Source organism: Listeria monocytogenes ATCC 19117 (genome assembly GCF_000307025.1).
Classification (GTDB): domain Bacteria; phylum Bacillota; class Bacilli; order Lactobacillales; family Listeriaceae; genus Listeria; species Listeria monocytogenes_B.
In genome coordinates this window covers 2,131,098-2,154,680 of the sequence record NC_018584.1, presented here as the reverse complement: position 1 = coordinate 2,154,680, position 23,583 = coordinate 2,131,098, and the positions used below count along the sequence as shown (strand labels likewise).

At 38.4% G+C, this 23,583-nt stretch carries 27 protein-coding genes; 18 read left to right on the top strand and 9 right to left on the bottom strand.

Annotation, left to right across the window (positions count from 1 at the left end):
* Positions 1 to 8 precede the first annotated feature (8 nt).
* Positions 9 to 1,961, bottom strand: coding sequence for an ABC-F family ATP-binding cassette domain-containing protein (locus LMOATCC19117_RS10605; protein WP_003734855.1), 1,953 nt, complete (start codon positions 1,959 to 1,961; stop codon positions 9 to 11).
* Between the two features lie 309 nt (positions 1,962 to 2,270).
* Here LMOATCC19117_RS10605 and LMOATCC19117_RS10600 point away from each other — a divergent pair, with 309 nt between their 5' ends.
* Positions 2,271 to 2,918: a redox-sensing transcriptional repressor Rex gene (locus tag LMOATCC19117_RS10600; protein ID WP_003722329.1), complete on the top strand. Its 648-nt coding sequence runs from the start codon at positions 2,271 to 2,273 to the stop codon at positions 2,916 to 2,918.
* Positions 2,919 to 2,944: 26 nt separating this feature from the next.
* Here the strand turns inward: LMOATCC19117_RS10600 and LMOATCC19117_RS10595 are convergent, their stop codons facing one another.
* Both LMOATCC19117_RS10595 and LMOATCC19117_RS10590 read right to left on the bottom strand, forming a co-directional pair.
* Positions 2,945 to 3,148 (bottom strand): DUF4305 domain-containing protein, encoded by a 204-nt coding sequence (locus LMOATCC19117_RS10595; RefSeq protein WP_014929098.1) that lies wholly within the window; start codon positions 3,146 to 3,148, stop codon positions 2,945 to 2,947.
* A gap of 1 nt (position 3,149) precedes the next feature.
* On the bottom strand, positions 3,150 to 3,836 hold the full coding sequence (locus LMOATCC19117_RS10590) for a CPBP family intramembrane glutamic endopeptidase (protein ID WP_003734854.1): 687 nt from the start codon (positions 3,834 to 3,836) through the stop codon (positions 3,150 to 3,152).
* A 234-nt stretch (positions 3,837 to 4,070) separates the two neighbouring features.
* Here LMOATCC19117_RS10590 and groES point away from each other — a divergent pair, with 234 nt between their 5' ends.
* From groES to LMOATCC19117_RS10565, 5 genes are all read left to right on the top strand, one after another.
* On the top strand, positions 4,071 to 4,355 hold the full coding sequence (gene groES / locus LMOATCC19117_RS10585) for a co-chaperone GroES (protein ID WP_003726504.1): 285 nt from the start codon (positions 4,071 to 4,073) through the stop codon (positions 4,353 to 4,355).
* A 33-nt stretch (positions 4,356 to 4,388) separates the two neighbouring features.
* On the top strand, positions 4,389 to 6,017 hold the full coding sequence (gene groL, locus LMOATCC19117_RS10580; RefSeq protein WP_003726503.1) for a chaperonin GroEL: 1,629 nt from the start codon (positions 4,389 to 4,391) through the stop codon (positions 6,015 to 6,017).
* Positions 6,018 to 6,271: 254 nt separating this feature from the next.
* Positions 6,272 to 7,249: a choloylglycine hydrolase gene (gene bsh / locus LMOATCC19117_RS10575; protein ID WP_003726502.1), complete on the top strand. Its 978-nt coding sequence runs from the start codon at positions 6,272 to 6,274 to the stop codon at positions 7,247 to 7,249.
* A gap of 150 nt (positions 7,250 to 7,399) precedes the next feature.
* Positions 7,400 to 7,609, top strand: coding sequence for a hypothetical protein (locus LMOATCC19117_RS10570; RefSeq protein ID WP_003740733.1), 210 nt, complete (start codon positions 7,400 to 7,402; stop codon positions 7,607 to 7,609).
* Between the two features lie 44 nt (positions 7,610 to 7,653).
* Positions 7,654 to 8,046, top strand: coding sequence for a hypothetical protein (locus LMOATCC19117_RS10565; protein ID WP_003726500.1), 393 nt, complete (start codon positions 7,654 to 7,656; stop codon positions 8,044 to 8,046).
* 134 nt (positions 8,047 to 8,180) lie between these two features.
* Here LMOATCC19117_RS10565 and mscL read toward each other — a convergent pair whose 3' ends face one another.
* Together mscL and LMOATCC19117_RS10555 are read right to left on the bottom strand one after the other, a co-directional pair.
* Positions 8,181 to 8,567, bottom strand: a complete 387-nt coding sequence (gene mscL, locus LMOATCC19117_RS10560) for a large conductance mechanosensitive channel protein MscL (RefSeq protein WP_003723947.1) — start codon at positions 8,565 to 8,567, stop codon at positions 8,181 to 8,183.
* 61 nt (positions 8,568 to 8,628) lie between these two features.
* Positions 8,629 to 8,820 (bottom strand): hypothetical protein, encoded by a 192-nt coding sequence (locus tag LMOATCC19117_RS10555; protein ID WP_003723946.1) that lies wholly within the window; start codon positions 8,818 to 8,820, stop codon positions 8,629 to 8,631.
* Between the two features lie 139 nt (positions 8,821 to 8,959).
* Between LMOATCC19117_RS10555 and LMOATCC19117_RS10550 the strand changes: the two genes are divergently transcribed.
* The 3 genes from LMOATCC19117_RS10550 to LMOATCC19117_RS10540 are packed head-to-tail and all read left to right on the top strand — an operon-like array spanning position 8,960 to position 11,875.
* The gene (locus LMOATCC19117_RS10550; RefSeq protein ID WP_003734853.1) at positions 8,960 to 10,585 is read left to right on the top strand and encodes a copper resistance CopC/CopD family protein; all 1,626 of its coding nucleotides are present in this window, start codon (positions 8,960 to 8,962) and stop codon (positions 10,583 to 10,585) included.
* A 12-nt stretch (positions 10,586 to 10,597) separates the two neighbouring features.
* Positions 10,598 to 11,215 (top strand): YcnI family protein, encoded by a 618-nt coding sequence (locus tag LMOATCC19117_RS10545; RefSeq protein WP_003726498.1) that lies wholly within the window; start codon positions 10,598 to 10,600, stop codon positions 11,213 to 11,215.
* Between the two features lie 18 nt (positions 11,216 to 11,233).
* The gene (locus tag LMOATCC19117_RS10540) at positions 11,234 to 11,875 is read left to right on the top strand and encodes an MOSC domain-containing protein (RefSeq protein ID WP_003726497.1); all 642 of its coding nucleotides are present in this window, start codon (positions 11,234 to 11,236) and stop codon (positions 11,873 to 11,875) included.
* Between the two features lie 5 nt (positions 11,876 to 11,880).
* Here the strand turns inward: LMOATCC19117_RS10540 and LMOATCC19117_RS10535 are convergent, their stop codons facing one another.
* Together LMOATCC19117_RS10535 and LMOATCC19117_RS10530 are read right to left on the bottom strand one after the other, a co-directional pair.
* Positions 11,881 to 12,624: a potassium channel family protein gene (locus LMOATCC19117_RS10535; RefSeq protein ID WP_003740731.1), complete on the bottom strand. Its 744-nt coding sequence runs from the start codon at positions 12,622 to 12,624 to the stop codon at positions 11,881 to 11,883.
* 107 nt (positions 12,625 to 12,731) lie between these two features.
* Complete coding sequence (locus tag LMOATCC19117_RS10530; RefSeq protein ID WP_003723941.1) at positions 12,732 to 13,649, bottom strand: COX15/CtaA family protein; 918 nt, start codon at positions 13,647 to 13,649, stop codon at positions 12,732 to 12,734.
* Between the two features lie 235 nt (positions 13,650 to 13,884).
* Between LMOATCC19117_RS10530 and cyoE the strand changes: the two genes are divergently transcribed.
* The 7 genes from cyoE (at position 13,885) to LMOATCC19117_RS10495 (ending at position 19,000) form a co-directional block, all read left to right on the top strand.
* The gene (cyoE, locus tag LMOATCC19117_RS10525; RefSeq protein ID WP_003728322.1) at positions 13,885 to 14,790 is read left to right on the top strand and encodes a heme o synthase; all 906 of its coding nucleotides are present in this window, start codon (positions 13,885 to 13,887) and stop codon (positions 14,788 to 14,790) included.
* 147 nt (positions 14,791 to 14,937) lie between these two features.
* Positions 14,938 to 15,993: a CAP domain-containing protein gene (locus tag LMOATCC19117_RS10520; RefSeq protein ID WP_003740730.1), complete on the top strand. Its 1,056-nt coding sequence runs from the start codon at positions 14,938 to 14,940 to the stop codon at positions 15,991 to 15,993.
* Positions 15,994 to 16,040: 47 nt separating this feature from the next.
* Positions 16,041 to 16,490 (top strand): YlbF family regulator, encoded by a 450-nt coding sequence (locus LMOATCC19117_RS10515; protein WP_003724095.1) that lies wholly within the window; start codon positions 16,041 to 16,043, stop codon positions 16,488 to 16,490.
* A gap of 30 nt (positions 16,491 to 16,520) precedes the next feature.
* Positions 16,521 to 16,802: a YlbG family protein gene (locus tag LMOATCC19117_RS10510; protein WP_003726138.1), complete on the top strand. Its 282-nt coding sequence runs from the start codon at positions 16,521 to 16,523 to the stop codon at positions 16,800 to 16,802.
* Positions 16,803 to 16,898: 96 nt separating this feature from the next.
* Entirely contained in the window at positions 16,899 to 17,456 is a 558-nt protein-coding gene (gene rsmD, locus LMOATCC19117_RS10505) for a 16S rRNA (guanine(966)-N(2))-methyltransferase RsmD (protein WP_003726137.1), read from the top strand.
* A 2-nt stretch (positions 17,457 to 17,458) separates the two neighbouring features.
* Positions 17,459 to 17,941, top strand: coding sequence for a pantetheine-phosphate adenylyltransferase (coaD, locus tag LMOATCC19117_RS10500; RefSeq protein WP_003726136.1), 483 nt, complete (start codon positions 17,459 to 17,461; stop codon positions 17,939 to 17,941).
* 18 nt (positions 17,942 to 17,959) lie between these two features.
* Positions 17,960 to 19,000 carry a SepM family pheromone-processing serine protease gene (locus LMOATCC19117_RS10495; RefSeq protein ID WP_003726135.1) on the top strand — a complete coding sequence of 347 codons (1,041 nt, stop codon included), beginning with the start codon at positions 17,960 to 17,962 and terminating at the stop codon, positions 18,998 to 19,000.
* Between the two features lie 41 nt (positions 19,001 to 19,041).
* On the opposite strand, the gene LMOATCC19117_RS10490 is transcribed toward LMOATCC19117_RS10495, so the two are convergent.
* A complete protein-coding gene (locus LMOATCC19117_RS10490) occupies positions 19,042 to 21,282 on the bottom strand; it encodes an ATP-binding cassette domain-containing protein (protein ID WP_003726134.1) in 2,241 nt (746 codons plus the stop codon).
* A gap of 81 nt (positions 21,283 to 21,363) precedes the next feature.
* Positions 21,364 to 22,536: a nucleotidyltransferase gene (locus LMOATCC19117_RS10485; protein ID WP_003726133.1), complete on the bottom strand. Its 1,173-nt coding sequence runs from the start codon at positions 22,534 to 22,536 to the stop codon at positions 21,364 to 21,366.
* 129 nt (positions 22,537 to 22,665) lie between these two features.
* On the opposite strand from LMOATCC19117_RS10485, the gene LMOATCC19117_RS10480 reads away from it, so the two are divergent.
* Positions 22,666 to 23,202 carry a YceD family protein gene (locus LMOATCC19117_RS10480; protein ID WP_003728843.1) on the top strand — a complete coding sequence of 179 codons (537 nt, stop codon included), beginning with the start codon at positions 22,666 to 22,668 and terminating at the stop codon, positions 23,200 to 23,202.
* 90 nt (positions 23,203 to 23,292) lie between these two features.
* On the top strand, positions 23,293 to 23,466 hold the full coding sequence (gene rpmF / locus LMOATCC19117_RS10475; RefSeq protein ID WP_003726143.1) for a 50S ribosomal protein L32: 174 nt from the start codon (positions 23,293 to 23,295) through the stop codon (positions 23,464 to 23,466).
* Positions 23,467 to 23,583 lie beyond the last annotated feature (117 nt).

Here is a 23,583-nt window from a genome sequence, read left to right as displayed (position 1 = left end):
TATGCAGATTACATGGATTCCAGTTCTTCGCTTATTTGTTCCCATTCTTCCATTAATTTCTCTCCGTCAGCTTTTACGGCGTCTAGCTCTTGAGTGATTTCAAGGGCTTTTTCATGGTCTTGGAAAACTTCTGGGTTCGTTAATTGAAGTTCAAGCTCGGCAATCTTTTCGTCCGTTGCTTCCATGGATTTTTCTACTTCTTCTAGTTTGCGTTTTCTTTGGCGAAGAAGTTTTTGTTGTTCTTTTTCTTCTTGATAGTTTAATTTTCGAACAGAGGAGGTCGCTTCCACTTGTTCGCCTTTTTTGCGTCGATCCTCGGCATCAAGTCGTGCCAGTTCTTTTTCTTCTGCTAATTTTTCTTGATAATAATCGTAATCTCCTAGGAAAACGGTCGCTTTTTCGGGCGCTAGTTCGACGATTTTAGAAGCAATTCGGTTAATAAAATAGCGGTCATGGGAAACGAAGAGAATCGTGCCTTCAAAATCAATTAAAGCTGCTTCTAAAACTTCTTTACTTTCAATATCTAAATGGTTGGTCGGTTCATCGAGAATAAGGACATTGGCTTCAAGTAAAGTGAGCTTAGCAAGGGCAAGTCGCGCTTTTTCGCCACCACTTAAAGACTGGACATTTTTTAATACATCATCATCTGAAAAAAGGAAATTACCAAGTGTTGTACGAACGTTTACTTCATTCAACTCTGGATAATCATCCCATAGCTCCATTAAAACAGTTTTGTTGGATGTCAGTTTGGCTTGTTCTTGATCGTAGTAGCCAATTTTCACGCCAGCACCGAAGTGGAATTCGCCACTTAAAGCTGGGATATCACGAATAAGCGTTTTAAGTAGAGTTGATTTGCCGATTCCGTTTGGACCAACGAGCGCGAGACTATCTTGGCGTTTCATTTCGAACGTTAGGTTGGAAGCAATGCGCTTATCTTTTGCGTAACCAATGCTTAGCTGATCTACCATTAAAACATCTTTACCTGTTTGTTTTTCAAATTGGAAACCAAAATGCGCTGCTTTTTCATCACCTTGCGGGCGACCAAGCACATCCATTTTTTCTAATTGTTTTCTTCTACTCTGAGCTCGTTTTGTTGTCGATGCGCGGACAATATTTCTAGCAACAAAATCTTCTAGTTTGGCAATCTGTTTTTGTTGTTTATCGAACTCTTTCCACATTTGTTCTAGTTTCGCTTGTTTTTGATTAACGAATGAACTGTAATTTCCTTTGTAGTGATCAATTTTGGTTCGGCTGATTTCGTATACTTGATTCACGACTTTATCAAGGAAGTAGCGGTCATGGGATACGATGAGTAACGAACCATGATAATTTTGTAAATAGGTCTCGAGCCACGCTAGTGTTTCGATATCTAAATGGTTGGTGGGCTCATCAAGAACAAGAATATCTTGTTTAGCAAGCAGTAATTTGGCTAAAGCAAGCCGCGTTTTTTGGCCACCACTTAGAGAAGCGATTTCTACTTCATAATCTTCTGGATAAAAACGCAATCCATTTAAAACAGAACGGATTTCTGCTTCGTAAGTATAGCCGCCACTTTCTTTAAAAGTATGTTGTAACGTATCATAATCCGTCATCAGTGCTTGGTATTTTTCTGGATCATTATAGAGTTCCGGTTCACCGAGACGAAGCTCCATTTTGCGCAAATCAGCTTCCATTCTGCGCAGTGAATCGAATACACTAAGCATTTCATCCCAAATGGTTTTAGAAGATTCTAGCCCGGTATTTTGAGCCAAATAGCCAATTTCCACACTTTTTGGTTTGGAAATAGTTCCGCCATCATAACTCATTTTGCCGGCGATAATTTTAAGTAAAGTGGATTTTCCTGCACCATTTCGCCCAACTAGAGCGATTCGGTCACCTGTTTTAACTTCTAATTTAATATTATCTAAAATAACTTCTGCACCGAAGAATTTAGAAATTTGCTGAACTTGTAATAATATCATAATCTCTCTCCTCGAACGTTCTCCCTACTAGTTTATCTTAAAAGCTAAGTAATCGCAATGAGATAGCCAAGACAGCTTGAATAAAAAAGATTGTGAAAACACTCGCATTATTTGTGATTTTAGCGTAGAATATAAAAAGAGGACTGTACCGGATATTTTGCGGGACAAAACCTTACTTGAAAGATATGAGCAAAAAGTTTGTGCATTCCTTGTGAAATGTTTATAGTATATAAGCAAGCATGTGAAAGGAAGTACAGTTCACAATAGCTTCAACTTCAGAAAAAATTAAAAGAAGAAGGGACAGAAGGCATGATGGAGGAAACAACTAAAATTCCACAAGCGACAGCAAAACGCTTACCATTATATCATCGTTACTTGAAATACTTAGATGAGTCAGGTAAGGAACGAGTATCATCTGCGGAATTAAGTGAAGCGGTGAAAGTTGATTCAGCGACTATTCGACGTGATTTTTCGTACTTTGGCGCATTAGGTAAGAAAGGATACGGGTATAACGTTTCTTACATACTCGACTTTTTCAGCAAAACACTTAGCCAGGACAAACAGACAAATGTTGCACTAATCGGTGTAGGTAACCTAGGTACAGCATTATTACATTATAATTTCATGAAAAATAATAATATCAAAATCGTTGCTGCATTTGATGTAGATCCAGCGAAAGTAGGTAGTGTTCAACAAGATATTCCAATCTATCATTTGAATGATATGGAAGAAATTGTTCGTGAAAACGGTGTGGAAGTAGTTATTCTGACAGTTCCAGCTGACGAAGCACAAGTAACGGTAGATCGTTTAATTGAAGCAGATGTAAAAGGTATTCTAAACTTTACACCAGCTCGTATCAGTGTTCCGAAACAAGTTCGTGTGCACCATATCGATCTTACAACGGAATTACAAACGTTAATCTATTTCCTGGAAAATTATCCAGCGAAAACAGAATAAAAAAACCTGTAGAAGGTAAGCAACACTTACTTTCTACAGGTTTTTTTACGTCTTTTAAGTCCAGTGATAATCAGACCGATGCCAATACCAAAATCCATTAATGTCATGATAATTAGTATACATGCAAGCACATCATAACCATAATCAGCCACACGAACAACAACAAAATATACAAATACAAGACCAAGTGCAAAATATAAAAAACTTTGCTTTATTAATGAATTTTTCATATTATCCCCCAATAATTCCAAGACTCAAAAGCAAAACAATCGTATTCATTAAAATATGGGCACCCATCGAAACAACAATCCGTTTTGTTTTCGTATAAAGGAAACAAAGAATTAGTCCGATGACAAAATAAGTAAGTAAGAAAGAAATATCTCCGTGAAGTAATCCAAAGAAAAGCGAACTAATAACTGCGGCCACATGAATATTCGTCACATTACTTAGCCCACCAAAAATCACTTTTCGAAAGACAAGTTCTTCCAAAATCGGTCCCAAAATAGAAATAAAGATCAAGAAAATAGGTGCAGCTTTAGTCAAATCAACAAGTAACTCCGTATTGGCAGAATTACTTAACTCCCCTGAAATCATCGTAATAATAACACTACAAATAATTTGTGCCACATATAAGCCAATGACTCCTCCGACAATCCACACAATACTTAGAAGCGGCTTTGTTTTTTCACCAATTTCGATTTTATTTTCTTTTGGCTTTCTGTAAAGCATCGGAATAATAATTGCAAGTGATAAAAGATTAGAGAATATCGACCAAATAACCATTCCATAAGATGCGGTGCTCTCTGCTGAAAGTGATGTTGTACTTAGTAAAATATGTTGAACAATCGGAATCCCAACAGATGCAGAAAATAGTAATAATAAATAAACTAAAACAATCGTAATATAACGCTTAGCCAAAAAATACGCATCCTTTCTATAAAAAACATTGGCTAAATTGCTTCAAATAAGCGGAAATAGCTCTTCTTATTGTACTCGTTATGAAGCTTTACCGCAAATAAGAATTCTTCTATTTTTTTAAACGTTTTTGCTTGCATTTTTTATTCAGTTTGGTATCATAATAACTGTATTAGCACTCTAATGTGCCGAGTGCTAAAATGAAAAATGTAATTATATCAGAGGAGGTCATTTACATTGTTAAAACCATTAGGAGATCGTGTTGTAATTGAAGTACTTGAAGCAGAGGAAAAAACAGCGAGCGGAATTGTATTACCAGACTCTGCCAAAGAAAAACCGCAATCAGGGAAAATTGTTGCAGTCGGTTCAGGTCGTGTGCTAGATAACGGCACAAAAGAACCACTTGAAGTTGCAGAAGGTGACACGGTTATCTTCGCAAAATACTCTGGAACAGAAGTGACGTATGAAGGAACTGACTATCTGATTTTACGTGAAAGTGACATTTTAGCAATTACTAAATAATTAAAAAAAGAAATAATCGGAGGGAAATATAAAATGGCAAAAGATATTAAATTTAGTGAAGATGCTCGTCGTGCCATGTTACGTGGTGTCGACCAATTAGCAAACGCAGTAAAAGTAACACTTGGCCCAAAAGGTCGTAATGTTGTTTTAGAAAAAAAATTCGGTTCTCCGTTAATTACAAATGATGGGGTAACGATTGCAAAAGAAATCGAATTAGAAGACCCATTTGAAAATATGGGAGCAAAACTTGTATCTGAAGTTGCTTCTAAAACCAATGATGTTGCTGGGGACGGAACTACAACAGCTACCGTTTTAGCGCAAGCAATGATTCAAGAAGGCTTGAAAAACGTAACAGCTGGAGCAAATCCAGTAGGCGTTCGCCGCGGTATCGAAAAAGCCGTAGCAACAGCTATCGAAGAATTAAAAGCTATTTCTAAACCAATTGAAAGCAAAGAGTCTATCGCTCAAGTTGCTGCTATTTCTTCTGGTGATGAAGAAGTTGGTAAATTAATCGCAGAAGCAATGGAACGAGTTGGTAACGACGGCGTTATCACTATTGAAGAATCCAAAGGCTTTGCAACAGAATTAGACGTAGTAGAAGGTATGCAATTCGACCGCGGCTACACTAGCCCATACATGGTGACTGATTCTGACAAAATGGAAGCTGTTCTTGAAAAACCATACATTTTAATTACAGACAAAAAAATCAACAACATCCAAGAAATCTTACCAGTTTTAGAACAAGTTGTTCAACAAGGTCGTCCAATGTTAATCATTGCGGAAGATGTTGAAGGGGAAGCTCAAGCAACTCTTGTACTAAACAAACTTCGCGGAACATTCAACGTAGTAGCCGTGAAAGCTCCTGGTTTTGGTGATCGTCGTAAAGCAATGCTAGAAGATATTGCTATTTTAACAGGCGGACAAGTCATCACAGAAGACCTAGGCTTAGAACTAAAAACAGCAACAGTTGATCAACTTGGAACAGCGAACAAAGTAGTTGTAACAAAAGATGATACAACAATCGTAGAAGGAGCAGGCGATTCCACACAAATTAGCGCTCGCGTAAACCAAATCCGTGCGCAAATGGAAGAAACTACTTCTGAATTTGATAGAGAAAAATTACAAGAACGTTTAGCAAAACTTGCAGGTGGGGTAGCTGTTGTCAAAGTCGGCGCTGCAACTGAAACAGAGCTAAAAGAACGTAAATTACGTATTGAAGATGCGCTTAACTCTACTCGCGCAGCTGTAGAAGAAGGTATCGTAGCTGGTGGTGGTACTGCTCTTGTAAGTATTTACAATAAAGTAGCAGCACTAGAAGCAGAAGGTGACGTAGAAACTGGTATCAACATCGTGCTTCGTTCCCTAGAAGAACCAGTTCGCCAAATCGCGCATAACGCTGGACTTGAAGGTTCGGTTATCGTTGAACGCTTGAAACACGAAGCAGTTGGCGTTGGTTTCAACGCAGCTAATGGCGAATGGGTAAACATGATTGACGCTGGTATTGTGGATCCAACAAAAGTAACACGTTCCGCACTACAAAACGCATCATCTGTTGCTGCACTTCTATTAACTACAGAAGCAGTCGTAGCAGACAAACCAGACGAAAACGGCCCAGCAGCTGTTCCTGATATGGGAATGGGTGGCATGGGCGGCATGATGTAAGGTTAACATCAGCTGACATTTTTAAAAGATCTCTGGATTTTCCAGGGATCTTTTTTATTATGATTTTATAGCAGAATATTTTCAAGAAGTTAATAGAGGAGTATACTTTAAAAAATTTTTATCAGAGCCAAATCATCTTGTATGAGGTAATAAATTGGCCATTTTTTGTGAAAAAAACCACAAATTATGTTTTACACAAAAGTCCGAGGGTACTGGTATACATGTATGGTGAAAAATTTGAGGAGGGATTTTTAATGTGTACGTCAATAACTTATACAACGAAGGATCACTATTTTGGAAGGAATTTCGATTATGAACTTTCTTACAAAGAAGTTGTGGTTGTTACGCCGAAAAATTACCCGTTCCATTTTCGCAAGGTAGAGGATATAGAGAAGCATTATGCACTTATTGGTATTGCTGCTGTGATGGAAAACTACCCGTTGTATTACGATGCTACCAATGAAAAAGGCCTTAGTATGGCAGGACTCAATTTCTCAGGAAATGCGGATTACAAGGATTTTGCAGAAGGTAAGGACAATGTAACGCCATTTGAATTTATTCCGTGGATTCTTGGTCAATGCGCTACTGTAAAAGAAGCAAGAAGATTACTTCAGAGAATCAATCTCGTGAATATTAGCTTTAGTGAAAATTTGCCGCTATCTCCTTTACATTGGTTGATGGCTGATCAAAACGAATCTATTGTAGTGGAATGTGTGAAAGATGGACTTCACATTTATGATAATCCTGTTGGCGTGTTAACAAATAATCCAACATTTGATTACCAACTATTTAATTTAAACAATTATCGCGTTCTTTCGAGTGAAACTCCAGAAAATAATTTTTCCAACGAGATTGATTTGGATGCTTATAGTCGTGGGATGGGCGGAATCGGCTTACCTGGCGATTTATCTTCTATGTCTCGTTTTGTGAAAGCAACTTTTACCAAATTGAATTCTGTTTCAGGTGATTCTGAATCAGAAAGCATTGGCCAATTTTTCCATATTTTAGGCTCGGTGGAACAACAAAAAGGTCTTTGTGATGTTGGTGGGGAAAAATACGAGCACACCATTTATTCCTCATGTTGCAATATCGATAAAGGAATTTATTATTATAGAACATACGGAAACAGTCAAATTACTGGTGTGGATATGCACCAAGAGGATTTAGAGAGCAAAGAACTAGCTATTTATCCACTCGTTAATGAGCAACAACTAAACATTGTTAATAAATAACTGTGAGGCTATGACAAGAAATTCTCTTGTCGTAGTTTTTTTGTGTAAAAAAACCAAAACTTGTCAGATGAAAAACAACTTTGGGACCGAAAAGCTAAGTTATCATTTCTTATTCCTTGTTATAATAAAAGAAAAGGAGATGCACTTGCTATGAGAGAAAATTCCATTATTGGTCGAATTATTGCATTTTGTGCAATTTGCTTTGCATTTTTTAACCCGAAAACAGTGACTTATTGGCTAGGAGTACGCGCAGAATCCGGTCCAGCTTGGTATCTCACTACAGTTGTCGCATGCGGTATTGCGGTTTTCGTATTGATCGATTTAATCAAAAAAATAAAACGAAGAAAAACGGCAGAATGAAAGTTTTCGTGGTATACTACTAGAAAAACGACTAGGAGAACGCCATGAACTGGACACGTATAAGTAGTATTGTAATAGTTGGTTTTACAGCAATAGGAGCAATTTATGGTGGATTATCCATGGTTTTCATGCCAAGTGGTGGTTTGCTATCTCTTTCAACTGGATTACTTGATGGTTCACCGTTCGTGGATTATTTAGTACCAGGCATATTTTTATTCGTATTTGTTGGATTATTCCATTTAGCAGCACTCATTTATTTGCTGAAAAAATTACCACGAACGAAAGAAGTCATGTTCGCAGCAGCGGCCGTGCTCGCAGTTTGGATGATTGTACAGTTACTGATTATCGGCTATGTATTTATTTTACAAATTATCTTTTTAGTTGTCGCAGCAGTAGAAATGTTTTTAGCGATACAATTAAAAAAACAGCAACGGTGAAATAGAATTTAGTTAGGCTATTTTTTTCCTGAATTTAAGGGAGATAGATAGCCTAACTTTTTAGCTTTAGAAAACATAATTTATAAGCGCGAATGTAAATAAAAAATCCTTCCACAAAAGAAGGATTTTTTCAGTTATTTCTGTTGTTCTTTCAATAAATCACGAATTTCTTTTAAGTATTCCTCAGTTGGAGGTACTGGCGTTTCTTCCACCGTTTGCTCTTTTTTCTTAATAAAACTAGTAAGTACCTTGACGAAAATAAAAATGGCAAAAGCGATGATGACAAAGTCAACGATGGACTGGATGAAAGCACCGTACTGAATAACGGATTTACCAACTTTGAAACTTAAATCTGTAAAATCAAGACCACCAAGTAGTACACCGACAAGTGGCATAATGATGTTATCTACTAAAGATGAAACAATTTTACCGAAAGCAGCCCCGATAACTACCGCTACAGCAAGGTCTAGAACATTCCCTTTTAACGCGAAGTCTCTAAATTCTACTAACATTTTTTTCATGAAAATTCACCTCCCACTTCCCAGTATAAACAATCTAACTGCGATGTGAAAGCAACTGAACTTATTTTAGCAATAAACTGCCTATGTATAGCGTTGGCGCCATTAATGCGTAGCCAATAATAATAAATGTGAGCGTACGAAGCCAGAAAGAACGAAGAATAGTAGGTTTCCATTTTGCTAGAAGTGCTTGAATCCACATCGTGATGAGCGTAACAAAGGCAAACATGAAAAACAATTCGATATAACGAAGCATAGGTAAAACCTCCTTTTCTATCACTATGCCATAATCGTAGCATCATTTGCAATAGGAAATGAGCCGATTATTTCCATTCAATTGTTGCACATGATAAGTTAAAAAGAGTAAAACCGTTCGTTCGAAAAAGGAGTAGCAAATGAAATTATTGAAAAGGGTCAGTTTTTTTCTCATTATACTATATCTATTAATCGTGCCAGTTCAGCATGTTTCTGCACATGCTTACTTGGAAAATTCGAATCCGGCCGATCAATCTCATATTCAAACCGCACCCGAAAAAGTAACGCTTGTTTTTAATGAAGAAATTGAAGCGGATTTCCCTTTAATAGAAGTCAAAGATTCTAGTGGGAAACAAGTGGAAACCGGGAAAACCACTGTTTCTAAAAAGAATAATCATATGGTTGAAGCATCTCTACCGACTGATTTGAAAGCAGATGTCTATTCTGTTTCATGGCGGGTTGTGTCAGCGGATGGACATGCGGTTACGGGGATCATTTCTTTTAAGTTAGGCAATACGAAAGCGACGTTCCAAGCAGCGGAAGTTCCCTCAAGTGGAGCGGACTTGCAAATTAGTTCGATTCAAAAAGCCGTTTTATACATAGGTTTTTCGCTGTTTATCGGCGTACTTCTTTTTGGATTAGGTCTTTATCCACGAAAAGAACAGATAACAGAAAAAATTTCTGGACGTTTGAAAAAAGTAACTTGGATAGCGCTAGCACTTCTGGGTGTGGCTCTCTTCATGCAACTTTTCATACAAACAAGTATCACAACGGGCGTTTCCATCAGTGAAAGTTTTGGACCGAGTAAGTTAGCTGCGTTCTTGACTACGAAAACAGGGTATATTTGGATCAGTGAACTTATCGTATGGCTTCTACTTGCCATTTTTACTATCATGATGTTCTTTAAAAAGAAACAATGGAGCTGGTTCGCGCTTTTGACCGAGAGTGCATTAATCGGATATTTGATTTTTGCGAAGGCTCAGAATGGACACGCCGCAGCCAGTGCCGATAAAATAGTAAGTATCAGCGCTGATATGCTTCATATGATTGCTGCAAGCGTTTGGGTTGGCGGGATTTTAGTGCTTTTATTCGTATTACCTCGGACTGGGAAAGCGCGCGAAGTTTGGAGCCGCTTTGCGATTGTAGCAATCATTGCAGTCGCCTCCATCTTAGTCAGCGGCCTATTAATGGCAGTGATGAATATCGGACAAATGGCCAATTTATTTACAACCAATTACGGCAAAATACTTCTTTTCAAAATTGGCTTATTTTTACTAATGGCACTACTAGGGCTTGGTCATTACATTTATATCAAACTCAAAAACCAACGATTGCCATTTAAAACCATTTTGATGGAACTTATCATTGGGACGATTATCCTTGTTGTCGCAAGTGTTTTAACCAACGTACAAACACCGCCACCGCCTGCTCCGAAAGCATTTGATGAAACAATTGCAGCAGAAGGCGAAAAAGCAAAAATCAATTTACGAGTGGAACCAGCGACCGTTGGACAAAACCAGTTTATCATCACTTTTACTTCAGCAGATGGTTCTGCCAAAACAGATTTTGAACAAGTGACGATTACAACAAAATCTACTAAAACAGATGAAAAATCAACTTTCCAAGCCAAACTTGCAAATGATACGCAATACTTTGCGGAAGGGCTATATATTAATCAAACCGGCAAGTGGGAAATTACGGTTCATGGTTTAACAAAAGATTTCACAGATATAAATCAAACATTTACAACCAATATTACACAGTAAAGGGGAAAAATAATGAAAAAAATTATCAGCTCCATCGTCGTTTTATTAGCTGTCTTTATCATTCCGTTTCAAGCGAGCGCACATGTTTCTGTATTACCGAGCGAATCGACCGTAGACTCCTGGGAAACCTACACAATGAAAGTACCGTCAGAAAAAGATGTCGCCTCTAAAAAAATCGTTTTAAAAGTAGAAAAAGGCGTATCATTCGAATCTTATGAACCAGTGCCAGGCTGGACAACGACAGTAGATAAGAAAAATGGCACAGTAACATGGCAAACAGAAGGCAACGGAATTGAAAAAGGCCAATTCCAGCGCTTTAGTTTTATCGCTAAAAATCCAAGTGAAGAAGGCGAAATTGCTTGGAATGCCTATCAATATTATGAAGATGGCTCCATCGTTGAATGGGTTGGCGCAGAAGATTCCGAGACACCACATGCTACCACAAAAATTGTCAAAGAGTCTTCCAAATCCGCAACTGGCTCGCACGGAGAAGTAGTTGCGGGAGCGGAGAACACAGCAGGGGATACAAGCAGTACTGGAGATAATACGATTTTATTATGGACCGCAGTAGCTATCAGCGTTATTGCGCTTATCACGGGCATTCTTGCTATTTTAAGCCGAAAAAAATAACTTCAAAGGAGTAAGCAGATGGAACGGAAAATCATGCATTTAGCTGTAGGTAAGCCGAAAGAACTTAACCTTTCAAATAACAAACGGATGATGACGGGAATCGAAAAAAAGCTTGTACAATCCGCCAGTCTAACCACTACCGGTTTTGAAAATGACGCACCGCATAATTTGAAGTATCACGGTGGTCCGGATCGTACGGTTTGTATTTATCCATACGAACATTACGCGAAATGGGCAGCAATGTTTGGCGAAGAGCTACAAGTAACTGCTTTTGGTGAAAATCTCATCACTACGAATATGTTGGAAAGTTCTGTTCAAATTGGCGATAAATTCCAGATTGGCGAAACCGTTATCCAAATAACGGAAGCCCGAAATCCATGTAGTACAATTGAAAAGTTCAATGGAATCCCCAATCTCTATAAAGCAATTCACAAAACTGGACTTACTGGATACCTATGCCGAACGATTACTCCTGGCATTATACATGCAACGGATGAAATCAAACAAATTCACCAAGAATCACACGGCGTAACAGTAGCCTTTTGCCACGATAAAGTTTTGCATAAAAATGGGACAAAAGAAGACTTAGAACGCATTTTGGCGGTAGAAGCCTTATCTGAACGTTACCGTAACCAAGTCGAAAAACAAATAAAAAAGTGATAGCATCATTCGCTATCACTTTTTATATTTTCATCAGCCAGTTCTTTTTTTCGTAGTGCCAAAAATTGCTCTACGACCGCAATTTCTTCTTTGGTTAAATCTGGCGTATCTGCAATTAATTGGGTAATCTTGCTTGCTCTTTGTGTGCTAGAAGTAGTAGCTTTCTTAGCGCGGAAAAAGTTCGTTATCGTACTAGTTATCATCCCGATAAACGCTATCCCAAACAACATCATAATCGATGCCAAAATCCGCCCAATCGGAGTCACTGGAACGATATCACCGTACCCAACTGTTGTCGCAGTCACAATCGCCCACCAAAGCGCATCAGGATAATTGTTTATTTCAGGTTCGATAAATACCATCGGAACAGGAATTATAATCACAAGTAACACAAAAATCATTAAAAATCGATTTAAACCATTAGAACGGAAAAAGCTATAAATCGGTACAATATACCGTCTCCCCATCGCAGTAATACTTAATAGATGGACAAAACTAACAATCCGAGCCGCTCTAAATCCACCGTAAAATGGAATGATTGCAATGAGTTGAAACGGATGCGTTTTTACATAATGCCATTTATTATCAGCACGATAAAGTCGAACCAGATAATCTAGCGTAAAAATCACCCAAATAATCCAATTTAAAATAAATGTAAAGCTGTTTCTGTACGGTAATAGGGCAAGGGAAAGCACTATGAGAATAAGCATAAAAGTCTCATAAATCATTTTTCTCTTTGTTTTATCCAAGTTATCCACCTCGTTTGACTTATACTCTCACTTATTTTAGCATAAAACGACGCAAAAGCCGTAAACAAATAAAAAAGCTGACAACAAAAAGTTGCCAGCCGTGTTCGTTATTTTATTCGTAGTCGATTGCTTTTACTTCTTGATGCCAGTAAGCATAAGTAGCAAAGTAGCGCGAACAACATCGTAATAATCAAGCTATGGGCAAGCGCGATATACAAGTTCACTCCTGTATAAACAGACAGCGCCCCAGTAACGGCTTGAAGTGCAATAAACACAAGCGACAACACCATGCTAAAAGTAAGCACGCGGTATCTTCTGTAATCCCGGAACACAAGCCAAGTTACATACAGCAACCAAACAATTAAAATAAATGCGGCTAACCGGTGGAAATACTGCACATAATCTTGTACTGAAGTAGGCATAATAAAGTGCCCATTTTCAAAAGGCCAAACCGGAACGGCCATACTTGCTTTTTCGTGGCGTACAAGTGCACCAGTATAAACGGCTAAGTACGTGTAAATCGTTAGTGCATAAATATTAATACGTAATTTCGTCCCCATCACGAGGTTTCTGGCATCGAATTTCCGGTCTACCTCAAAAATCATCAAGGCAAGCAATACAATCGAAGCATAACAAATGATCGAAATTCCAAAGTGTAGCGCCATGATATACGGATTTTGTCCCCAAACAACAGCCGCCATTCCCATTAACGCTTGAATAATTAGAAACAGAACCGCAATAATCGCAAGTGGTTTTGTTTCGCGACGATTTTTCATATAAATCCAAGCACAAATTGCTAAAACAATAACAAAAATCGAACTGATTCCCGTCGTCATTCGGTGCATGAATTCAATTAATTTTTCCGGAGTAACATCTGTTAAACGAACTAACTGCCCATTACATAGAGGCCAACTATTACCGCAGCCATCAGCTGAACCAGTTTTCGTTACGAGCGCTCCGCCAAACACAACGACCGTCATACAAATAATCGTTAGTACGGACCAAACTTTCAAGAATTTTTTCATTATCTACCAATCTCTCCTTTAGATGCGTGTGAGATTTTACTAAAATTTGTGTCTATGTATAAGTTCATGAGTACACATCAAACTAATTGTAGCGTGTTTATTTGAAGAAGTAAAGCGTACAAGACTAAAGCCGATTTATTGACAAAAGGGGCGTATTTTTCACATAATAAGGGTATAAGATATCTATCAGTTCGCAATCACTGGTTTATATCAGCAAGTGTTAGGGGGAGAAAAAGTGAATCAGATAGAAAAGACTGGGGAGTTATCGGCGAGTAGATTTACTGTCCGTGATTTTACCGAGCTTGTGAAAATTGGTATCGTGAATTCCAATACGATTACTGCTTTTACAGGAATGTGGTTAGCCTTTCAGTTAAATGGAATTTCTTTTATTCAAAATGTAGACGTGATATTTTTTACTATCGTCGGTTCAGCACTTATCGTAGCTGCTTCGGGCGCTTTTAACAATGTCATCGACCGTGATATTGACGGAATTATGGAAAGAACAAAAAACAGACCAACAATGACCGGGAAAATTTCTGGTAAGCGTGCACTAATGGTTGCGCTTGTGCTAGGTGTTGTCGGTACAATTATGTTATTTATGACAACTTGGCAAGCAGGAGTTCTTGGCGTTATCGGGGTCTTTTTGTATGTAGTCGTTTATTCGCTATATGCAAAAAGAAAACTAGTTAGTAATACTGTAATTGGTAGTTTTTCAGGCGCTGTCCCGCCGCTGATTGGTTGGTTTGCAGTCGAACCATCATTTAGCATCGTACCAATCATGCTGTTTCTCGTAATGTTTTGTTGGCAACCGCCGCATTTTTATGCGATTGCGATTAAACGGAAAGAGGAATACGCAGCTGCTGGAATTCCAATGTTACCAGTAGTAAAAGGCATTGAACGTACAAAGAAAAGCATGTTTTTCTGGGTGATTTTATTAACTATCCTACCGTTCTTTATGTTTGAACTAGGCATCGTTTATGTTGTTTTAGCAACGTTACTGAATATCGGTTGGTTAGCACTTAGTATTTACGGCTTTAAAATGGAAGATAGTATTAAATGGGCTAAATGGATGTTCGTTTACTCATTAAATTACATGACAATTTTATTCGTAGCAATGGTAGTTATTTCGATTTTCTTATAAAAATAAAAAACAATTACGAAGAAGCGTGCAATACGCGTTTCCTTGTAATTGTTTTTTTTATGATTTTTAAAGCTTTTCAAATGATAATAGTATTGGTAAAATGAAAGTTACATCAAGAAAACAAAATACTGCCGAGGAGGGCAAAATGTGAAGTTTATAATGCGAGTAGCTGTGCTATTAATCATTTGCCTGTTCATTGGATACAACACAGATCTTTTTTTTAGTAAATCAGTAGAGAAAAATACAGCCGAAGATACGGCAACAAAGTCTAATTTTCCTGATAATAAAAAAACAACGAATGAAAATCCGAAACAAGTGCAAGATAGTTCCAGCTTGGCAAGATTTATTAATAAAAACGTAAGTGAATTAAAGAAAGAGTTTGGGGACCCGGTGCGTGTAGACAAAACAGCATACGGTTACGATAATTACATTTATAGTCAACCAGGAACAAGCTATATGCAAGTAGGTGTAACAAAAAATATCGTGCAAACCATTTATGCGCTAGGACAAGATTTAAATGTCATGCCATATACGATTGGTATGTCCACTGAAAAAGTATTTACCGATGCCAATTTGCAATCGGAAATATCCTTCAACTATAAAGACAGCTATTATAAATTCGAACTTTCTGAGGAAGACTTAAATGCCCGTCCGATTGTTAACATTGGAAGTGGCGTTTATGCGCAACTTAATTTCGATAAATTTAAGTCAAAACTGATTAGTGTTCGTTACCTCAATAAATTATCCTTCGTCAAAATGCGCCCCTATGAATTATCTTACCAAGGTGAAATTTATGAAGAAAAGTTGACGCCAGCAGATTGGAATGCAATTGATGATGCTTCTAGTAAACAAGTGCTAGAAATCACTAATGTTATTCGTGATCGATACGGAATAGAAGAAGTAGCTTGGGACGAGTCTGTTGCGAAAGTTGCATATGGACATAGTGTTGATATGAAGAAAAATGATTATTTTGACCATACTTCACCGACACAAGGAGATCTAAGCAAACGACTTAGTAAAGGGGACGTCAAATATACTAAAGCTGGTGAAAATATCGCCTATAACTATGTCGATAGTGCAGCAGCAGTAGAAGGTTGGCTCAACTCTAAAGGACATAGAGAAAATCTACTAGATGGTTCATATACCTATATGGGTGCGGGAACATATCGAAAATACTATACGCAAAATTTTATTATTAAATAATAGTTCTATGGTATAATAAAAAAGTAAGTTATATGGAGGTGGCTAGATTGCTCGCTACAATGGAAAATATGGCGCTACTCGATTTATCAGATGAGCTTGCTAGCATGATTCTAAACTCCGAGGAAGCGCAAAATTATAAACTTGCTAAGGAAGCGTTGCTAAATGACGCTACTTCACAAAAAAATATTCGTCAATTCATACGAATAAAAGAACAATACGAGGAAGTGCAGCGGTTCGGCCGGTATCATCCTGACTATAAAGAAGTAACCAGAAAGACTCGTGCTTATAAACGCGAAGTCGATATGGATCAAAATGTGGCAGCTTTTCGCCGGGCAGAGATGGATTTACAATCTCTCTTGGACGAAATCAGCCTGCTTCTCGCAAGTGCAGTTTCAGAGAATATCAAAGTACCAACTGGTAATCCGTTTTTTGAAACAAAATCTGCTTGTTCTACAGGTGGATGTGGCAGCGGGGGAGGCTGCGGTTGTTCAGCGTAAAGCTTATCCTAAAAAGAAGGGGCTTAAACAATGGAAAATGATAGACAAGCTATCGTCGTTTGGATGAATCATCTTAAACAAGTTAGATCTTTGAAGCGATTTGGAAATGTGCATTATGTATCGCGCAAGTTGAAATATGCGGTATTATATTGTGATATGGCTGAAGTAGAAGATATCTCTAACAAAGTTTCTCGTTTTCATTATGTGAAACGCGTGGAAATGTCTTTCCGTCCGTTCTTAAAAACAGAATACGAATCCAAAAAAGAAATGATGTACGAACACAAAAACGAAGATGTGCAAATCAGTATCTAACCAAAACGGCAAGACTATCTCAACTAGTCTTGCTGTTTTTTTGCTTCTATTTGTGATAAAGTAAAAAAGACATTGAAGTAAAGGTTGTGCAAAAACATGAGAGTCATTGCAGGAGAACGAAAAGGACACGCTCTAAAAGCTGTTCCAGGAAACAATACGAGACCAACAACAGATAAAGTAAAAGAATCCTTATTTTCGATTATTGGTCCCTTTTTTGACGGGGATATGGTGCTTGATTTATTTGCTGGCAGTGGTGGGCTTGGAATCGAAGCGTTGAGTAGAGGTGCCGAACGAGCTGTTTTTATTGACCAAGCAGCGCTCGCAATTAAAACAATCCGCCAAAACTTAGAAGGATGCCATTTTACAGAGCGTGCGGAAGTATACCGAAATGATGCCGAACGAGCACTCAAATTACTCCATAAAAATGAGTGGAAATTCGACCTTGTTTTCTTAGATCCACCATATAAAAAGCAACAATTAGAAAAATTACTAGTAACTTTAGAAAAATTAGAATTAGTTAACGAAAATGGAAGAATTATTTGCGAGCATGACAAAGAAGCAATCATGCCAGATACAATCGGTAAATTCGAGAAAATCAAATCAGTTTCTTATGGAATTACTGTTTTATCTATATTTGAATTTCAGGAGGCGTAGAAATGGGTGACAAAATTGCCGTTATTCCCGGGACATTTGATCCGATTACGAATGGGCACTTAGACATTATTGAACGGGCAGCGAAGATTTTTGATGTGCTGTATGTTTCCGTTTTAAACAACTCATCCAAAAAACCACTTTTCACGATAGAAGAGCGGATGGAAATGATTAGACAAGTAACCGCTCATTTGCCAAATGTTCAAGTGGAAAGTGCGAGCGGATTGACTGTTGATTATGCTGCTACGCGCGGGGCTACTGCAATTGTCAGAGGGCTTCGAGCGGTGAGTGATTTTGAATACGAGATGCAAATTGCTTCGATGAACCGAACGCTCAATGCGGAAATCGAAACTTTTTTTGTCATGACTAATACGAAATATTCTTTTTTAAGTTCCAGTATGGTAAAAGAAGTGGCGCAGTATCAAGGTGATATCAGCGAACTTGTTCCTGAAATAGTGAACGAACAAGTACAAGCAAAATTTAAGTAAGTGGGAGATGGACAGAAAATGCGTAAAGAGTGGAAAAAAATAACGGCGATAGTGCTGTTAATTATTATTATAGCGGGCTTTTTTATTCCAGTTCCGTATTATATTTCAAAACCTGGTGGTACGGAAGAACTTGCTCCACTCGTTACAGTTGATGACCATCCAAATAAAAAAGACGGTTCGCTCAGTCTAGTGACAATTGCAATGGGAAAAGCGAATATTTATACATATATGACCGCTAAATTTTTGCCATATCATGAGTTAGAAAAAGATAGCGATATCAAATACGAGAATGAAAGCGACGAAGAATATAACGTTCGCCAAATGCAAATGATGAACGAATCCAAAAATAATGCCATTCAAGTGGCTTATAAAGCAGCCGGTCAAGAAGTCAAAGTCACTTATGATGGCGTATACGTATTAAGCGTAAAAGATGACGTTCCAGCAGCCGATGTCCTTCACGCTGGCGACCTAATCACAGAAATTGATGGGAATGCGTTTAAATCAAGCCAAGAATTTATTGATTATATTCACAGTAAAAAAGTGGGAGACACAGTCAAAATAAACTACAAACACGGCGACAAAAATGAGCAAGCCAACATCAAATTAACAGCAATTGATAAAAAAGGCACTCCAGGAATCGGTATCACGCTTGTGGATGATGAAAAAATCACCGCAGATCCAACTGTGAAAATCGACTCAGAAAAAATCGGTGGACCTTCTGCCGGTTTAATGTTCAGTTTAGAAATTTACAGCCGTTTCCAAAAAAATGATCTTACAGATGGCAAAAAAATCGCCGGAACTGGTACGATTGACCCTGACGGAACTGTTGGTAGAATCGGCGGAATTGATCAAAAGGTCGTTGCTGCGGATAAAAGCGGTGCGAAGGTTTTCTTTGCTCCCAATGATCCAATTACCGATGAAATGAAAAAAAGCGACCCAAGTATCGAAAGTAATTACGATACAGCAGTTAAAACAGCGAAAGACATTGACTCCAAAATGAAAATCGTTCCAGTTAAAACTTTCCAAGATGCTGTGGATTATTTAGAAAAACTACAATAAAAAAGCCGTTTTGTCTGCTATAGACAAAACGGCTTTTTTTATTAAAGATATTTGGCAGTTAAGGATTGTTTATTTTCAAGTAAATCAAGGGGAGCGCCTTCGAAGATAATTTGTCCGCCAGCACTTCCGCCTTCTGGGCCAAGGTCGATAATCCAGTCTGCGTTACGAATAATATCGACATTATGTTCAATTACAATAACGGTATTTCCTTTATTTACAAGTGAGTGGATAATCGTCAAAATATGTTCGATATCTGACATATGAAGACCAGTCGTCGGTTCATCCATAATATAAATCGACCCTTTTTTATGAAGCTCATTGGCGAGTTTTAAACGTTGGCACTCACCGCCTGATAAGGTGCTAAGTGCTTGGCCAAGCGTGACATAACCAATTCCAACCTCTTCCATTGCCTCAATTTTCTTCAAGATTTTTTTATCCGTAAAGAAATCGAGTGCTTCTGAGACAGTTAGTTCTAACACATCGCTAATGGATTTACCATTTAGCTTATATTGCAAAACAGAATCTTGGAATCGCTTGCCGTGACATACTTCGCAAGGTGTGCGAATCGAATCCATAAAAGCTAAATCCATAGTTGTGAAACCAAGTCCTTTACAGTTTTCGCAGGCGCCTTTGGAATTGTAACTAAAGAGTGATGGACTGACATCATTTTCTTTTCCAAATGCTTTTCGAATCGGGTCCATTATCCCAGTATAGGTGGCAGGATTAGAGCGAATATTGGCATGAGCGGCTGATTGGTCGATCACTATCGCATCTGGATATTCTTTTAGGAAAACAGAATGAATCAAGGTACTCTTACCCGAACCAGCCACGCCAGTTACTACAGTAAGAATTTCTTTTGGAATGTTGGCCTGAATATCTTTTAGGTTAAAGCGACTACTTTTTTCAGTTGTTAAAAAGCCTTTTGGTTGTCTCGGTTTGCTATTAATTGGTAAATGGCGATTGAGGAACTTGCCAGTTAGTGTGTCTGATTTCAGCAAATCGGTGTAACTTCCGACAAACTGAATCTCACCGCCATGTTTTCCTGCGTGCGGACCGACATCGACAATATGGTCGGCAATTTTGATCACATCTGGGTCATGTTCCACCACGAGAATCGTATTTCCTTTGTCGCGCAATTTCACGAGTAATTCATTGAGTCGATGAACATCTCGTGGATGAAGACCGATACTTGGTTCATCGAAAATATAAAGCAGATCAGTCAAGCTGCTATTCAAATGACGAATCATTTTGACACGTTGCGATTCACCACCAGAAAGAGAAGCAGTTTGGCGGTCAAGTGTCATATAACCAAGACCAATATCAATCAAATGTTGCAATCGCTCTGTGACACTTTTGACCATTGGAGCAGCGATAGGGTCATCAATACTCGCAATCGTTGCTTTTAATTCATCTAATTGCATCGCTGTGAAGTCGGCGATATTTGCACCATTTATTGTACAAGATAATGCTTGCGCGGAGAGTCTCGTGCCTTCGCAAGTTGTACAAGGCGCAATATGGGTGAATTTATCGACACGTTTTTTAGTAGAGGCGGACATTTCGCCTTCTTTTTGAATATACAAACGATTGAATTTTGGAATCAACCCTTCATATGTAGCGTTCATGCTTCCCATGGGTGTTTCTAGGAAAACTTTAATATCTTTCCCATGTAACAACATATCGTATTCTTCGTCAGTATAATCTTTTATTTTTTTATTCACATCAAAAAAGCCGGAATAAGCATAGGAATTCCAGTACCATGAATCTACCGAAAACGTCGGAAATAAGATGGCGCCTTCTTTGAGCGATTTATTTGGATCAAGTAATTTGACTAAATCAACCGAAACTTTTTGTCCAACACCATGGCAATCAGGGCACATACCAGCAGGGTCGTTAAAAGAAAATAAATTTGCTGTCCCGATACTAGGCTTGCCGACACGCGAGAAAAGTAATCGCAAAATCGAATTAATATCCGTGATGGTACCAAGGGTGGAGCGGGAATTACCGCCAAGTCGTTTTTGATCAATAATAACAGAGGTGGAGAGGTTTTCAATTGAATCTGCGTCCGGCTGCGTATACTTCGGAAGGAAATTACGAAGATAGGCGCTGTATGTTTCGTTTAACTGTCTTTGCGATTCCGTGGCAATAGTTTCAAATACAATAGAAGATTTCCCGGAACCAGATACACCAGTAAAAATAGTGATTTTTCGTTTGGGGATATCTAGGGAAATATTTTGGAGATTGTTTTCACGCGCTCCTCTTAATCGAATATATTCTTGTACCATACACATACCTCCTGTTTTTTGAGTCGGACAAACATCTTAGCAAAATAGCCCCATAAAAGTCAACCAAAAACCTTGTAAAGATTACAAGGTTAAAATTGGTGGAATATGAAAGTCGCCAGCCTGATAATTTTCCAGTCCTTTTGCCAGCGTATAAATGTTTGTCGCACGTAATTCTTCTTCTAAAAGCCCAGCTGGTGCTTTGGAAACCGTCGTGATAATAGGGAGAGAAATATTTTTCTTATGAAGCGATAGATATTGTTGCCCCGTTTTATTCATGCCGAGTATTCGGATGTAAGGGGAGCTAGTTTGACTCCTCGCATTTAATAAAATTTGTAAAGCCGTTCGTTGTAATCGCGCATTACTGTATCGCTTTGTTTTGGTTAATTCTATAAAATCAGAGAAGTTTTGCGCTTTAGTCGCTGCTTGCTGCATCCGGTTTTGAATTCCTTCACTAACACCGCGAATTCCTTCCAGTTCTTCTGAGCCTGCTTGAATTAACCGATATTGCAGGAATGACCAATAATCTGTCCACGATAAAAATGGCCCCTCATAATTGCGTAAAATAGCTATAGAAGAAGCAGGGAGATAGTGGCTAGCTTCTTCTAACTTCCCAGCAAGTATTAATTTTCGAATCGCGGTCGCGCTTGCGATTTGGTCATGGTTTGCTTCCTCGTCATGGTATCCTGCATGTTCACGAGGAATGGTTTGAAGAGAAATGGACGGGTTTTGTTTCTGGGCAGCAAGGGCGTAGTGGAAACCGAGAATGTTATTAGGTTTCGTGATATCCAGCAAGTTCTGGCCGAACAACTTTTTAAAAGCTTCTGTATAAGCTCTAGCATAAGAAGTTTTCTTATCAACTAACGCCAGCTGAATCGCTTCATCAAAACGGGCTTCGTTTTCGACTACTTTTTTCGCAGCTAATGTAAAATCTTCCGCAACTCCATGTTCACTGCCAAAAAACAGCGTATCCACATGAATGGCATCTAAAATACGAACTGCTTCTTCTGCGAAAATCGTCGCATGTTGTGTCGCGAATGAGACAGGGAGTTCAACCACCATGTCAACGCCAGCAGCGAGAGCCATCCTAGTACGTTCCCATTTTGGCAAAATCGCTGGCTCGCCTCGTTGTACAAACGAGCCACTCATTACCGCAATCACCACATCTGCTTGAGTTAACTCGCGCGCTTTATTTAAATGTAGTTTATGCCCATTATGAAAAGGGTTATATTCCACCACAATTCCAGTTGCTTTCATTTCGGTTCCCTCCTTTAGATAATCTATTTTAGCATAAAATGAAGGCAGCGGTTTTACTCCCCGAAAAAGCATTGACAAAAGCCTTTAAAAAAGCTATAATATTTTGTGTTGCGCTTGGAGTGATGTAGGATGAAATGGTCTATCAGTCAATTAAAAAAATATCGTGACAGCAACTTCACGATTAATGAAAAAGCTGACCTAAAAAAGTTCTTTCAAGAGAACAATATAGACGTTCGTGATGCAAGCCCCGTACAAGTAACTGGGGAACTAATTGTACACCCAGAAGAAGTTACCGCTAACCTGACTATGAAAGGCGAGTGGACACTTCCATGTGCTCGTACACTTGAGGATGTTATTTATCCTTATGAAGTGCATGCGACGGAAACCTTTGTGAAATCCAAAGAACAAGTTCTAGATGAATCTTGGCATGTGATGGAACAGGATATGGTCGATTTAACCCCTGTAGTAGAAGAACTTTTACTAGTCGAAATTCCGATGCAAGTTTTCAGTGAAGACGCACTCGAAATGAGTAACCTTCCACGAGGCAATGAATGGGAAATGAAAACAGAAGAAGGTAACCTACTAGAACAAATAGCAAAAGAACCAAAAGTGGATCCTCGTCTTGCGGGATTAGCCAATTTTTTCGATGAGAAAAAAGAAGACTAAACTCCCCGTGAAGCTGGAATATATTAAGGAATTTATTTTTCTTAGATTAACGATACAAGTACTTAGTTATCGTCAAGGAGGTGTAAGGAAATGGCAGTACCTTTTAGAAGAACTTCAAAAGCCAAAAAGCGTAAGCGTCGTACACACGTTAAACTTCAACTTCCGGGCATGAACGAATGCTCGAATTGCGGCGAATACAGACTTTCCCATCACGTATGCCCAGAATGTGGACAATATGATGGCAAAGATGTAGCAAACAGCTAATATTGCTAAAAACAAGTGACGTTTCACTTGTTGAAGACGAACCTCGAAAGACGCCATGGGTCTTTCGAGGTTTTTGTTTGCGCACAAAAGTGCAAAAGAATGCTACTTCTGATAAAA